This is a genomic window from Paenibacillus sp. FSL H3-0457, assembly GCF_037981725.1.
Classification (GTDB): domain Bacteria; phylum Bacillota; class Bacilli; order Paenibacillales; family Paenibacillaceae; genus Paenibacillus; species Paenibacillus amylolyticus.
This window is the reverse complement of record NZ_CP150283.1, coordinates 3260136-3274283: the sequence shown is the minus strand read 5'-3', so window position 1 is coordinate 3274283 and position 14148 is coordinate 3260136. Positions and strand designations below refer to the sequence as shown.

15 protein-coding genes are annotated in these 14148 nt (G+C 43.0%); 5 read left to right on the top strand and 10 right to left on the bottom strand.

Going from position 1 to position 14148, the window contains the following annotated elements; translation table 11 throughout:
- Nucleotides 1–91: 91 nt before the first annotated feature.
- Nucleotides 92–796: an SDR family oxidoreductase gene (locus MHH25_RS14620; RefSeq protein WP_036616036.1), complete on the bottom strand. Its 705-nt coding sequence runs from the start codon at nt 794–796 to the stop codon at nt 92–94.
- Nucleotides 797–1017: 221 nt separating this feature from the next.
- Nucleotides 1018–3432 carry an RNA polymerase recycling motor HelD gene (gene helD / locus MHH25_RS14615; RefSeq protein WP_340020340.1) on the bottom strand — a complete coding sequence of 805 codons (2415 nt, stop codon included), beginning with the start codon at nt 3430–3432 and terminating at the stop codon, nt 1018–1020.
- A 362-nt stretch (nt 3433–3794) separates the two neighbouring features.
- On the opposite strand from helD, the gene MHH25_RS14610 reads away from it, so the two are divergent.
- From MHH25_RS14610 to MHH25_RS14600, 3 genes are all read left to right on the top strand, one after another.
- Entirely contained in the window at nt 3795–4112 is a 318-nt protein-coding gene (locus tag MHH25_RS14610) for a helix-turn-helix domain-containing protein (protein WP_017688544.1), read from the top strand.
- A 146-nt stretch (nt 4113–4258) separates the two neighbouring features.
- On the top strand, nt 4259–5137 hold the full coding sequence (locus MHH25_RS14605; protein ID WP_100526203.1) for an NmrA family NAD(P)-binding protein: 879 nt from the start codon (nt 4259–4261) through the stop codon (nt 5135–5137).
- Between the two features lie 231 nt (nt 5138–5368).
- Nucleotides 5369–6349, top strand: a complete 981-nt coding sequence (locus MHH25_RS14600) for an aldo/keto reductase (RefSeq protein WP_340020339.1) — start codon at nt 5369–5371, stop codon at nt 6347–6349.
- A gap of 75 nt (nt 6350–6424) precedes the next feature.
- On the opposite strand, the gene MHH25_RS14595 is transcribed toward MHH25_RS14600, so the two are convergent.
- From MHH25_RS14595 to MHH25_RS14585, 3 genes are all read right to left on the bottom strand, one after another.
- Nucleotides 6425–6796 (bottom strand): iron chaperone, encoded by a 372-nt coding sequence (locus MHH25_RS14595; protein WP_036608035.1) that lies wholly within the window; start codon nt 6794–6796, stop codon nt 6425–6427.
- Nucleotides 6797–6924: 128 nt separating this feature from the next.
- Nucleotides 6925–7407, bottom strand: coding sequence for an HIT family protein (locus MHH25_RS14590; protein ID WP_340020338.1), 483 nt, complete (start codon nt 7405–7407; stop codon nt 6925–6927).
- Between the two features lie 177 nt (nt 7408–7584).
- Complete coding sequence (locus MHH25_RS14585) at nt 7585–8625, bottom strand: NAD(P)-dependent alcohol dehydrogenase (RefSeq protein WP_047842906.1); 1041 nt, start codon at nt 8623–8625, stop codon at nt 7585–7587.
- A gap of 186 nt (nt 8626–8811) precedes the next feature.
- Here MHH25_RS14585 and MHH25_RS14580 point away from each other — a divergent pair, with 186 nt between their 5' ends.
- Nucleotides 8812–9231: a MerR family transcriptional regulator gene (locus MHH25_RS14580; RefSeq protein ID WP_076317924.1), complete on the top strand. Its 420-nt coding sequence runs from the start codon at nt 8812–8814 to the stop codon at nt 9229–9231.
- Nucleotides 9232–9330: 99 nt separating this feature from the next.
- On the opposite strand, the gene MHH25_RS14575 is transcribed toward MHH25_RS14580, so the two are convergent.
- Entirely contained in the window at nt 9331–9909 is a 579-nt protein-coding gene (locus MHH25_RS14575; RefSeq protein WP_076317925.1) for a TetR/AcrR family transcriptional regulator, read from the bottom strand.
- Between the two features lie 288 nt (nt 9910–10197).
- Here MHH25_RS14575 and MHH25_RS14570 point away from each other — a divergent pair, with 288 nt between their 5' ends.
- A complete protein-coding gene (locus MHH25_RS14570) occupies nt 10198–11121 on the top strand; it encodes an AraC family transcriptional regulator (protein ID WP_340020337.1) in 924 nt (307 codons plus the stop codon).
- Nucleotides 11122–11256: 135 nt separating this feature from the next.
- Here MHH25_RS14570 and MHH25_RS14565 read toward each other — a convergent pair whose 3' ends face one another.
- The 4 genes from MHH25_RS14565 to MHH25_RS14550 all read right to left on the bottom strand — a co-directional run bounded on the left by MHH25_RS14565 (nt 11257) and on the right by MHH25_RS14550 (nt 13995).
- Nucleotides 11257–12279: an NADH:flavin oxidoreductase/NADH oxidase gene (locus MHH25_RS14565; RefSeq protein WP_340020336.1), complete on the bottom strand. Its 1023-nt coding sequence runs from the start codon at nt 12277–12279 to the stop codon at nt 11257–11259.
- A 112-nt stretch (nt 12280–12391) separates the two neighbouring features.
- Nucleotides 12392–12736, bottom strand: coding sequence for a rhodanese-like domain-containing protein (locus MHH25_RS14560; protein ID WP_076327642.1), 345 nt, complete (start codon nt 12734–12736; stop codon nt 12392–12394).
- 51 nt (nt 12737–12787) lie between these two features.
- Nucleotides 12788–13432, bottom strand: a complete 645-nt coding sequence (locus MHH25_RS14555; RefSeq protein ID WP_340020334.1) for an SDR family oxidoreductase — start codon at nt 13430–13432, stop codon at nt 12788–12790.
- A gap of 137 nt (nt 13433–13569) precedes the next feature.
- The gene (locus MHH25_RS14550; protein WP_017688556.1) at nt 13570–13995 is read right to left on the bottom strand and encodes a MarR family transcriptional regulator; all 426 of its coding nucleotides are present in this window, start codon (nt 13993–13995) and stop codon (nt 13570–13572) included.
- Nucleotides 13996–14148 lie beyond the last annotated feature (153 nt).

The window sequence follows — 14148 nt, the reverse complement described above, 5'->3', positions numbered from 1 at the left end:
CATAGAATTGGATTATTCATGACGTACTCAACCCCCACCAGATCTGGCGGGGGTTGTTTTATTTATAGCGAGAAAATGCATCTACGCCTCTTTATTTTTGAAACAATTGCGGGTAAAGGGCAGCAACACCACCAGCAAGACCCTGTTGTACATTCCGACTGGTATCATCAGCAATAATCTCGTAGAGATCCGCTTCGATGGAATCTATTGCAATTTTGGCAATATCCGTTGGGCTCGTTTTTGGTGCGTCGATACCTGCCGTCATATCCGTATCCATGAACGCCACGTGCAATCCGGCAACGCTAACGTTCTTAGGGGCTAATTCGAGACGTAATGCATTCGTAATTCCCCACTGAGCGGATTTTGCAGCTGAATATGCACCTGAGTTACCAAGGCTTAGCCAAGATAGAGCGGACAGGATATTCAGTATCGAACCGCCCCCATTCTTCTCTATTACCGGTGCAAACGCACGAATCATTGAAAGCGTACCGAATACATGTGTATTGAACTCCAAGTGAATATCGTTCAGCTCACCTGTGAGCAGAGAAGCACCCGTAGCGGAACCAGCATTATTAATTAGAAGGGTTACATCACTAGCTACCTCAGCTGCAGCCATGACAGATTGTGGATCCGTAATATCGAGTTGCAGTGGAATAGCCCCGGGCAGATCAATGGATTCAGGGTTTCGCGCGCCAGCATACACTTTGGTTCCCCTCGCCAGCAGTTCAAGAGCAAGTTCCTTACCCAACCCTCGATTAGCCCCACTTACAATAGCAACTTGTTTGGAAATATTCATTTATTATTACTCCCTCTCATTGAGAATGTATTCATTTTCGAGCTGTTATGGGAATGATCATTCTCATAACTCCCAATATCAATCTATCACATCGGGAACGATCAGTAAAGAATAACTTTTATAATCCATGTCTTTAATAAAAGAAGATGCCCGATAACCTTTGAAAAAAGGCTCCGAGCATCTTTCTTTGGTCCTTCATTGAGAACGGATTTACATATGGATTATGATTTTATGTCATACAGATTCGCAGGTAACGCCTGCACAAATGGTGACCAGTCACTCACTGTATATAGATGAAGTCGGTGCATGGCTCGTGTGCAGGCCGTATACAGAAGCTTGCGATCATATTCCTGGCTGTAAGCAACGGGTGAAGCATCATAGACCAGGACAGCATCGAACTCAACGCCTTTGGCGAGATACACAGGAATAACCATGATTCCTTTTTCGAAAATCTGTATGTCCTTTGTTATGAGCTGCAACCCTTCGCCGCCTTGACTTTGCAACCTTTCATAGGCGTCACGGCTTTCAGCCGCGGTCTTTGTAATCACAGCGAAGGAATCAAACCCCTCCGCCTTAAGCACGGCGATGTCTGCGAGAATCTGCGCACCACGCAGTTTTTCGTCCTTCAATCCTGTTAAAAGAGGCTTCTGATCTCCCCTTTCAAACGGTCTGATCTCTTCTCCCCCTGGTAACATCTGTCTCGTGAACTCAACAATCTCTTTGGTTGAACGATAACTGCGTACGAGCCGTATCAAAGTAGTTTCGCCTTCTCCGTAAAGGTGAACCAGTGGCGAGTTGGATGCTGCCAAATCCGTAGCCTGCATAAAGATCGCCTGCCCGAAATCCCCCAGCACCGTCATGCGGGCACGAGGAAACAGTTTCTTGAGATATTCGTATTGAAACGCCGAATAATCCTGGCCTTCATCGATAAAGACATAACGAATCTCTGTGTTCGTCCGGACGCCTTCGATCATCTCTTTTACATATAAATACGGAGTAGCATCCTCATGGAACAGCTCGTTCTGAAGGATCATGGCCTTGGTCTGTTTACAAATCTCAGGCCAGTGCTGTGGGGGGATTGCCCCATTTGTTTGTTGTCGATAAGCCGCTTCATCTACAAATAGTTGTTCGTATATACCTTTCACATCCACGAACTGGAATTTCCGCACACTCTTTCTTAAAGGTTTAAACATGTCTTTCACCAATTTCTGACGAAGCAACTCTTCTTCCCGCACTGCAAAGTTAAAGGCACCCTCATCTTGCACTTCCTTGTTATTTCCGTTCTCACGGGCTGCATATTTTTCCGCCACATCAAACACAGGCTTTTCTTTGTGCAACATGCGGAAAGCTTCCACATACTCATCCGTGTCCAGATAATTCAACTCCTCCAGAACCCAGTCTGCTTCCCGTTCCAGACGTTCCAGCGAAACAAGTTCTCTCAGCAGCCATTCCTGCAAAAGAAGTATACGGTTGGACAAGGTAAGATTCTGATCCAAACTGTAAAATTGGGTCTTGATTTGGTCTGAACTGATGAATTCACGTCCCCGAAATTGAATGCCGTTAAACCGCATCCCCTCTCTTCCTAACCACTTACCGTAGTTTTGGAGCACTTGCAGGAATGTCTCGGAAGCTTTGTACTTGATCGCCTCCATACGAGCTTCATATCCCGGATCATTCTGAGCTGTCAGCATATATTCAATCTGATCAAAGGCATCCTCTGGTCGTAAGGAGGAATCCAGCCAATAATTCAGATATTCCTGGAAAGTTGTCTGCTGCATGTTCTCTTCGCCAAGTTCCGGGAGTACGGTCGAGATATAACTGGTAAACATCGGATTCGGCGAGAAAAGCACAATCTGATCTGCTTTGACGGTCTGGCGGTGTTTGTATAGTAAGTAGGCCACTCGCTGTAATGCAGCGGACGTCTTACCACTGCCAGCTGCCCCCTGAACGATAAGCATTCGGCTTCGGTCATCACGGATAATGGCGTTTTGTTCTTTCTGGATTGTTGCTACAATGCTCTTCATTTGTGAGTCTGCACCCTTGGCGAGCACTTGCTGCAACAGTTCGTCACCAATCGTCTCAGTTGAATCAAACATGCTATGAAGCTGCCCATGTTGAATCTGGAATTGACGCTTGAGCTCCATCTTTCCGTCGATTCGTCCTGAAGGTGTGTCATAACTTGCTGGCCCGGGAGAGTGATCATAGTACAGACTCGCAATTGGCGTACGCCAGTCATAGATTAGAAAGTTCAATCCATCTTCATCCATGAAGGATGATACACCGATGTAGATCTGTTCAGTCAATGTCATGCCTTTTTCCTTATAGTCGAAACGGCCAAAATACGGCGTTGGAAGCAGTCTCTTTGTATTTTTCCATTGTTGTGTTAACAGCTTGTGCCCGCGCTCCCTCTCCGCCAACACTCTCGACTGCTGATTAATGGTATAGAATGCATCTTCAAAATCCGTGTACGAACCGGTATTAATCGTCACTTCTTCCCAGAACCGTTTACGAATTTCGGCAGCCTGTTCATGCAGTCCGGCAACCTTCGGTTCTAACTCGTCGAGTCGTGCCTGAAGCTTGTTCCTCACCTGCACTAGTCTTTCCTCTTCCAACTTCCATTCCACTGTTTTATCCATGAATGAGTCCACTCCCTTTTCCATTTATTAGGGCCAAAAAAAAGAGCATTGACAAATCGGAATGTCGGATGTAAAATTAAATTAGGAGAAATAATGATTCACCCTTTACATTCAATATAAATGTCAATTGCGCTATAGATTATATCATGGCTTTTTTTCACGTTCAATGCTTTTTTTCGTTCTGTCTGAGTTGAACAATAATTTATATTATATAAGGTGTCCCTCGAGCTACACTAGGGGCATCTTTTTTTGTGTCCTGGGCATGGTTCATATGCGCTGTAAGCTATACACCCCTTTATAAATTCGATAAAATGAACGAAACATGAAACATGAGTTGATGCTTTTGGGAGGGATACATAAATATGAATATAGAACCTGTGGAGGACCGTTGTCCTGTTGAGTTTGCAGTCAATATGATTGGTGGGAAATGGAAGTTATTAATTATAAATCGTCTCATCCGCCATTCAACAATTCGATTCAATGAATTACAGAAAATGCTGGACCCCATTACGCATCGCACATTAACCAGGCAATTACGAGAACTTGAAGAAGCTGGTTTGATAAACCGTGTTACCCACCCTGTAGTTCCGCCTAAAGTCGAATATTCCCTTACAGAAAAAGGACAAAGCCTGACTTCGATCTTGTTTCAGCTAGGTGATTGGGGATCGAAACATATGTAAAACGCCTTCCCATAGTATCCCAAGGGATACTTTATATCATTAATGTGCGTACTTACGCTCCTATTCTAAATCCGTTATGCTGAGGTCAATGCTGAGTGTTAACTCATTCATTCCAATCACATATTGAAAGGAAGTTATTGACCATTATGACACAGAATGATCGATTTTTAGTATATGGGGCATCGGGCTCCCAAGGCGGCGCTGTCGCTCAATTACTCGTTCAACACGGTTGTGAGGTTCGCACGATTACTCGAAATGAGGCAACAGCCAACACACTGAAGGAACAAAACATTGAAGCTTTCATCGGGGATCTATCAGATGTGGAACAGCTCCATACGGCGCATGAAGGTGTAAGTAAAGTATTCCTGAACCTGCCGGTGGAGTTCAATCCGGATAAGATCAGACAATATACCAAAAATGCAATTGATGCTGCTATACAGGCAAACGTTAAATTGATTGTAGTTAACACGGGTACCTATGTTCCTGACCCTATCACCCATTCCAAAGGAATTGAATTGAAACGTGAAGTTATCCATGAATTGCAGCAAAGTGGTCTTCCATATATCATTGTGGAACCCATTGTATACTTGGAAAACTTTCTGATTCCCGGAATACTGAACAATGGCGTTTTGGCCTACCCGGTACCAGCAGACAAGCCGATCTCCTGGATTAGCTTAAACGATGCAGCTCAATTCCACTATTATGCCTTGACTCATTCGGAATTGGCAGGAAGCATTATCCCAGCACCCGGATTAGAAGCCCTGACAGGTGCACAATTAGCGGAACAATTCAGTGCTGTATTAGGTGAAAAGATCAGCTTCATGTCTCTACCTTTTGATCATTTTGAAGCAGCGATTCAGCCTTTGTTGGGAAGTGAGACAGCAGCAGGTCTTAAAGGATTGTACCAATGGATTGATGGGCATACAGATCTTCTTCCACGGTATGAAGAGTTAGATGATAATATCAAAGCCAATCTTAAATTAACCAAAATAAGCGATTGGATTCATCAAACAATGATTAAATAATATTTTATGAACAAGCCCTTTGAATCTCCACTGGAGAAACGAGTGGCTTTTTCTTTTTATATGAGAACCTCAATAGACTCAACTGATTCAAATTCAGAGATTCTGATAGGATTAGGCAAAACTTTGATAGAAATGTGGTACAGGTTGTTCCCTTCGTTATGACATAATAATGTGTATATAGATCACCCTACAGGTGGCAATAATAAACATTAGAAAGGATTTGAACATGACATGGAATATACTAAACTTGGTAATACAGGCTTGGACGTATCTCGATTTTGCCTAGGATGTATGGGATTTGGGGATGCCAGTAAATGGGTTCATGAATGGGTACTGAATGAAGAAAATTCTCGCCCGGTGATAAAGAAAGCGCTGGATCTAGGCATTAATATCTTCGATACAGCGAATGTATACTCTCTGGGTACAAGCGAGGAGTATCTTGGTCGGGCGTTAAAAGATTATGCAAATCGGGATGAGGTTGTCATTGCTACCAAAGTACACGGACAAATGCATCAAGGACCAAACGGTTCTGGTCTTTCCAGAAAAGCCATCCTGAGTGAGATTGATAAAAGCCTGAAACGATTGGAAACCGATTATGTGGATCTGTATATCATCCATCGTTGGGACTACAATACGCCTATTGAAGAAACCATGGAAGCCTTACATGATGTGGTGAAGTCCGGTAAAGTGAGATATATTGGCGCTTCGGCCATGTTTGCATGGCAGTTCCAAAAAGCATTACATGTAGCAGAGAAAAATGGTTGGACCAAGTTTGTCTCCATGCAAAACCACCTGAATCTCATCTACCGTGAAGAGGAACGAGAGATGTTGCCTTTATGCAAGGAAGAAAAGATTGGTGTGACTCCCTACAGTCCTCTTGCTTCAGGCAGGTTAACCCGTGACTGGTCCGTATCAACACTTCGATCCGAGACAGACAAAATTCAGAAATCCAAGTACAATGCGACAAGTGATGCGGATCGGCTTGTTGTTGAACGAGTTGCATCCATTGCAGAAAAATACGGTGTCCCTCGCACACACATTGCACTTGCCTGGTTGCTGCAAAAAGACACTGTAGCGGCACCAATTATCGGTGCCACCAAAATATCGCATCTGGAAGATGCGGTAGGTGCTCTTTCTGTTAAGTTGACCTCAGAAGACGTCTCATTCCTTGAAGAACCCTATGTACCTCACCCTGTAGTAGGTGCTCAATAATCGCTTTTGCTTAAAATATAGAAGACCTCCTCTTTCCGTATCCGGAAGTTGGGGGTCTTCTTTTTATATCGCGATTTATTTACGCCAGAATGTTGAACATTCTGCCTTATCCGCTATATTGAACTCAATCATTCTCTCAAGTAACGAAAAATCAATCTCCTGTTTCCACTTCATCCGCACCAACTCTTTGGTGTGATCATAACCCGCCTGTGTGATCTCTTCCGAAAAACGATTAATTCCTGCCTTCTCGGGAGCAACAGCCAAGTGTTGCTTGGATACACTAAAGCCAATAATAAAGGTCTCATGGTCGGTAAACATCGGTTGATTCCAGGCTATTTTTTGTTTTAAATTCGGGAATTTTTCAGTGACCCAGTTCAAAACTTCTTCCGTTCGTGCCTGGTGTTCCGGGTTATCGATGCGTGCTGTAAATTCTGCAAAGGTCTCCATTAGTTTCCCCCTATAACAAGAAATCTACTACTTATATTGTCCAATTCAATTTTATTCTATCATGAATATCAAATTCAAAAACCCTTATCTGCCGATAACTCAACAAAAAATGAGCAGCCTGCTAGACTTTAAATGTTTTCTTTTATCCAAGATCGCAACTGATCAGCATAAAAAGCGCGTTCATTTGGATCGGACGGAGAACCATTTGTCAGATAAAGTTGATCGTTCACGTATCTGGGGTAAACATGGAGATGATAATGCCACACATCTTGATTACCAGCAGGTTCATTATGTTGCCGTGTCGAAATCCCATCACATCCATATGTACTTTTCATTGCAAATGCTGTAAGCTGAGCCGCACGGTGAATTTCAACAGCGTAATCCGCAGGGAGTTCAAAGATGTTCTCGAAATGTTGATTCGGAACAATAAGAACATGTCCTTTATTGTTTGGCCACCATTTGCCCGCTATAAATGCCGTTACCATTTCATTCTGATAGATGATATCCCTTTGTTTTGTTCCCTGATCAGGTCGCTCGATACCCCAAATACGACAAAATGGACATTCGTACCCTTCAGGCTGATGTGAAAATGATACTGTCATCTTTCTCATTCCACTCCCTTCATGTTTACTTCACTAGTTATTAGACGCAGGTATCTTCTGTTCGTTGCGAAAAGAGCACGGGTTGTAGAATGATCAGCAATTAACAAACTGAAAAGCAAAAAGCAGCTGACCTTGGCGGCGGCTGCTTTCTACTATCTTTAACTATCACTATTGCACACTTCACAATTACATGGTGCTGATATCAATAACAAAGCGATATTTCACGTCGGAAGCCAGTACACGTTTGTATGCTTCGTCAATCTGATCGGCGGAGATGACCTCAATGTTAGGTGCAATATCATGTTCTGCACAGAAATCAAGCATTTCCTGTGTCTCACGAATGCCACCAATCATGGAACCCGCGAATGAACGGCGATGGCCGATGAGTGAGAATACGTTAACAGCTAAAGGCTCTGCAGGAGCACCCACGTTCACGAGTGTACCATCCAGTGTGAGCAGTGAGAAATAAGCGTTAATGTCAATATTCGCACTTACCGTGTTAATCATCAGATCAAATGTGCCTGCAAGTTTCTCGAATGTTTCCGGCTCGCTGGTGGCAAAGTAGTGATCTGCACCAAATTGTAGTCCATCTTCTTTTTTGCTCAAGGATTGGGAGAGAACCGTTACTTCCGCACCCATCGCATGTGCAATTTTGACAGCCATATGACCTAGACCACCCATACCTACAACGGCAACCTTCTTACCTGGGCCAGCTCCCCAGTGATGAAGTGGTGAATACGTCGTAATACCGGCACACAGCAAAGGTGCAGCAGCATCAAGTGCAATGTTATCAGGGATGCGCACGATGAAATCCTCTACGACAACAATGTGAGTTGAATATCCACCTTGCGTAGGCTCACCGTATTTGTCTACACCAGCGTAAGTAGGAATATTTCCTTTGAGACAGTATTGCTCTTCACCTTTGCGGCAGTTATCACACTCGCCACAAGAGTCAACCATACATCCGACTCCTACTCGATCACCGACTTTATATTTGGAGACCCCTGTTCCTACATCGGTTACAATCCCGGCAATCTCGTGTCCAGGAACAAGTGGATAATTCACAGGGCCCCATTCACCGTGGGCAGTATGGATGTCAGAATGGCAGATACCAGCATATTTAATCTCAATTAATACATCATTAGTATCCAGATCACGTCGTTTAATTTCAGCACTTCTGAATTGTTGGTCTGGTCCGTCAACGGCTCTGGCTTTAGCTATAATCAATGGGATAACCTCCTAGTAATTTAAAGTTCAAAATAATCTTACTCCCTCTAGTTAACTCTAGGTCAAATGTTTATCTTATTTTTTTATCTCCAACGTACTTTGACATCCAGTAATCCAACATGTTAGAATTCACTCGGATCAATCCTAGAGTTAACTCGAAGTCTACCCCAAGTAGAAAGGAATTTTATGAAAATGACCTATTCAATCGGTGAAGTTGCCAAAAAATTAGACCTTACGGTATATACATTGCGTTACTACGACAAGGAAGGACTCATGCCTTTTGTGGAACGTACCACGAGTGGAACACGTTTGTTCAAAGACTCCGACATTGACTTTCTAAAGATCATCCAATGTCTGAAGCTGACCGGCATGCCTATTAAAGACATTAAGGACTTTATTGAATGGTGCTCTGAAGGGGACTCCTCGCTGAAGCAAAGATATGACATGTTTACGGAGCGAAAAGCTATTGTGGAAGCACAAATGGAGGAACTAAGAAGAACCTTGGAAGTCATCGAGCACAAACGCTCCTACTACGAAACAGCTTTGAAGGCTGGGACCGAAGAGATTCATAAAATTAAACCGATGGAAAATGCCATCACCAATTGATGGTTCATACTTTCTATTTTCTAAAATTAGCGCACAAAAAAAGTAGCTTGAAGTCCTCTAACGGATTTCAAGCTACTTTTTTGGGTATGTCTCTACTCATCATTTTTCCAAAAGTTTCATCGTTACATGGATAATACGGTTTAATTTTTCCTTATCCGTCGAGGTTCTTGCCATGGCTCTGATGCCGACAGAAATATTGTGCAGGTACTCTGCCATTTCCTTCGCATCATGATCAGAAGAGAATTCCCCCTCCCGCTGCCCCCATTGAATGATTTGCTCAAACATCTGCTCTGCTTCATTAAATGAATCAAGAGATCGTGTATCCACGTCCGGATCGCGTGTACCAAGCTCTACGGCGGAGTTCACGATCAAGCATCCCGATGGCGTATCCTCTACTTCACTGATCATAACTTCGAAGATTTTATGCAGTGCTTCCACTGCCGTCTTGGATGCCTTGATTTCTGCAAGTAATGTGGTGCTGACCTTACCTCTGTAACGATCCATTGCCTGCAAAAATAGCGAATGTTTGTCGTCAAATGTATCATATATACTTCTGCGATGAATTCCCATATGCTCAACCAGGTCACTCATCGACGTCTTCTCGTAACCTTGTTCCCAGAAGATCTTCATTGCTTTATCCAATACTTCGTTCACTTCAAACTCTTTACTTCTAGCCATTCGACTTCCCTCCCAAAATCAATCTAACACATCGGGAACGATCAGTAAATAAAAGATGCAGAACCCTTTTCATTCTCATCTGATCATGTATTAGCTGAACCGTAAGTGTATATCTTCTGTACTTGTTGTATATCATGACCTGTGTACTTGTGATTATGTAACCAGCAATCAGAATGTTTTATCCATTCACATCAAATGTTTGCCTATTCCTATCCGTTTTCTACCGCCTTCGGTCAATATACGATAGAATGTGATTATTATGTTGTGAGGAAAAAAGGAGAACTTTGCATGTCTGATCAAATACACGAACAACAGAACGAATTAGCCACACTCATTGATCGTTATTCTGACAAGGATGGGGTACATCCTACGGCAATCCCTTCATTATTTCTAATCCGTGAATCGGTCGTTACTGAACCTATATTTAGAGTGAATGAACCATCCTTTTGCATTATCGTTCAGGGTGAGAAAGAGGTCCTGCTGGGACAAGATCGTTTCCGATATGGTCCAGGAAGTTATATCGTGGCAACCGTTGACTTGCCGGTTAGTGGACAAGTAATTCAAGCCTCGTCTGAGGCTCCCTATCTGGCCCTGAAACTTGAATTCACATCCAGTGAGATTCTGGAGGTATTGAACCATTCCGATTTCCCAGCAAGACCGCGAAAAACGACGAGACGTGCCATGTTTGTCAGCCAAGCTGAGCCGTCTCTGCTGGATGCAGTCGTCAGGTTAGCCCGTTTGTTGGAAGATCATTCGGAAGATATCCCTCTGCTCGCTCCTTTGTTCAAAAAGGAAATTCTCTATAAAGTTCTGAAAGGGCCACATGGGATTGCACTAGAACAAGCTACCATGGAAGGCAGCCATACCTATCGAATCAGAAACGTTATTGAATATATTATGAATCACTCTGAGCAAAATTTTCGGGTTGAGGAATTGGCGGATTTGGCAAATATGAGTACTGCCTCGCTACACAGACACTTTAAAGAAGTGACTGCCATGAGTCCGATTCAGTTTCAAAAACAATTGAGGCTGCAAGAAGCGCGTCGCTTGTTATTATCCAAGTCCACCGATGCAGCAGATGTAGCATTTCAGGTAGGTTATGAGAGCCCTTCCCAATTCAGTCGTGAATATTCTCGCATGTTCGGATTCCCACCCAGAGAAGATATTAAACGCCTGCGAAGTAAAACCGATGAGACCAGTACCATCTCTTGACTGGTTACTGGCTAGTATCGTTCCTTTACCTCGTCTAGTTTAACCTCAAAAAGGACTCCTTCTGTTTTGACAGTCGGAGTCCTTCTCTTATGCAAGGATTAATGAAGATCATTTAATCGTTAAATTATTAATACATTAAAAACCATTCGTATATTGTTTTGGAACGTCCGTTGTCTTGCGCAAAGCAGACGCAGCTTCCAAGGCCCAGTAAGGATTTCTTAACAACCCTCTTCCGACTGCAACGAGATCAGCTTCTTCATTTCCGATGACTGCATTTGCCAATTTCGGGTCGTCCAGCCTTCCAACAGCAATCACAGGCACATCAAGAGCTTCTTTGATTGCTTTAGCGAGAGGTACTTGATAAGCTGCGTGAGTTCCTGGTCTGCCCGATGCACCAATAGGTCCCTCGCCACCAGATGAGATGTCAAATACGTCAACACCTGCCACTTTATAAGCCTTGGCAAACTCGGAACTTTCGTTAATGCCATAGCCACCTTCGACGTATTCCTTAGCCGAAATACGCATCATCAAAGGCATATCTTCGGGCATCTCTGCCTTTGCAGCCTGAATGATCTCCCGGCCAAATAAAGTTAAATCTTGACCATATTCGTCTTCTCGCTTGTTTGTTAGTGGAGAATGGAACTGATGAATCAGATATCCATGTGCGCCATGAAGCTCAATTGCATCAAAACCAGCTTTAACAGCACGCGCTACTGCACTCCGGAATTTTTTAACCATTCCTTTAACTTCATCCGTTGTGAGTGCTCTAGGTTGCTTGGAATTCTCATCAAAGGCGATCGCGGATGGAGCAACTGGAACTTCGGCATCTTCTGCTTTGCGGCCTGCATGAGCAATCTGAATGCCAACCTTGGCCCCATAACTGTGACACGCATCTACGATCCGCTTCAGAGCTGGGATCTGTTCGTCTGACCATAACCCAAGATCATAATCTGAGATCCGGCCATCCGGTTCCACATCTGTCATTTCAATGATAATGAGACCTGTTCCTCCTACAGCACGACTAACGTAATGCATATAATGCCAATCGGTTGCAATACCATCTTTTTGCTCAACTGAATATTGGCACATTGGAGCCATTACGACACGGTTTTTAAGCTCCAGGCTTTTAAAAGAATATGGACTAAACAAATCTGTCATCAAAATAAAACTCCCCTTTTCATGAATCATGTCTAATAAAAATGCATGCGCAAGCATCAAATCAATGCCTACAATTAATAACTCCGTATGATTTAGAACTCACATATATCTTTTACTTCATCACATAAAGACAATCAAATCCATGCTTTCGCAAAATACGAACAGCCTTTTTGGATTGAAGCATACCAGGTGACATTATAATTACGTTATCTTCTCGAAGAAGGTATTTTTCCCATGTGAAAGCAAGGCGTCCCAATGAGATGTTAATCGTATCCGGAGTAGGATTAGCCATATAATCCGTCGCATCTCGAATATCAATCACTTTATACTGCCGAAAATCACGCTCTTGTCTGAGAAATACTTGATAATCTATATATTCAAGATTGCGTACTGGCCAAAATTGACGTACAACGATGAAGATACCTAATATGAAGGTCAAAAGCATCAACATAATCATTGTATAGCCCTCTCTTAACTCATCAGATATCGTCGAAAATTTTGTTTTGGATCAGAGCCCACTCAATGCCTCAGATATTGTAACCTCACCAGCGATTAGATCAAATGAACGCTTGTAGGTATTCTTCTCACTCAAACTGGCCAAAATCACATGAGCTACATCTTCACGAGCTATGTTACCGGTTGTTATATTCTCAGCAACAGTAACTTTACCTGTTCCCGGTTCATTCATTAGAATCCCTGGACGTATAATGGTATATGTTAATCCACTGATCTCTAACAATTTATCAGCATAGTGTTTCGCTGCATAATATGGAAGGATGTTATCATGCCAGTTCTCACGATTATTGGCTTGGATCGCACTCACCATGATAAATCGATCAATACCCGCTTTTTGAGCCGCTTCAATGGTTTTCCCGGCACCATCCAGATCAATCAGGAGTGTTTTATCATATCCAGTTGTACCGCCAGAACCAGCCGCAAATACAATGGCATCACAACCCGTTGCAGCAGCTACAAGTGAGTCAACCGTACCTTCCAAGTCGGCAAGCACCGTTTCCACACCCTGTGCTGCAAATGAATCTACCTGTTCTTGTTTTCGTACCATGGCAAGAACGGTGTGTTCTTCACTATTCTTCAAAAGATGAATAAGCTGTTGACCAATCTGTCCATTTGATCCCACGACGAACACCTTCATGTTCAATACCTCCTTTATACAAAATCACCGCACCCATATTAAATTCATGCGCATGCATTTAATTTAACTGATATATTAATGAGTGTCAAGTCTTCTTATAGGGTAAATGACTACATTACCCTATATTTCCCCTAGCCTTAGAACAATTCTTTAGTGAGGTTCTCTAATCGAGTCTCAAATCCATCCTGTTCCAATTCAGTTTGCAAGACCTGATTAAACGTTTGAAGTGCTTTCTTGTATTTATTCTCTCCAAGCTCCGTAATACGAGTGTAAATGCCACGTCGGTCATCTTCACATGCATGTCTTTCCAGAGCCCCACAGTCTTTGGCTTCCATCCTAACGACGAGCCTGGAAGTAGCACTTTGGCTCAACCCTACTAGTTCTTGAAGTTGCTGTAAGCGTAATTCCTTACCCTCCGCATTATATATGAAGTTTAACACATAAAATTCCTTCAAAGATAAGTCATATTGTTGAAGCAGAGCTTGTTCCAGCTTCTCGTTCAGATGGGTATGAATGTTAGAGAAAGCCAACCAAACATTCAAACGTTCACTCTTTTGCTGCAATCTAGATCACCCCACTTGATATTTAATTTTCATCAGCTGTTATCCTATTGTATCAAGCTTAATTACATTGGTCAAAACCCATCCAAGTTCGACGTATATAACATCCTAAGCTCATAAGAAGAGCATTTCCCCGTCTTGTACCGACGTTTAGAA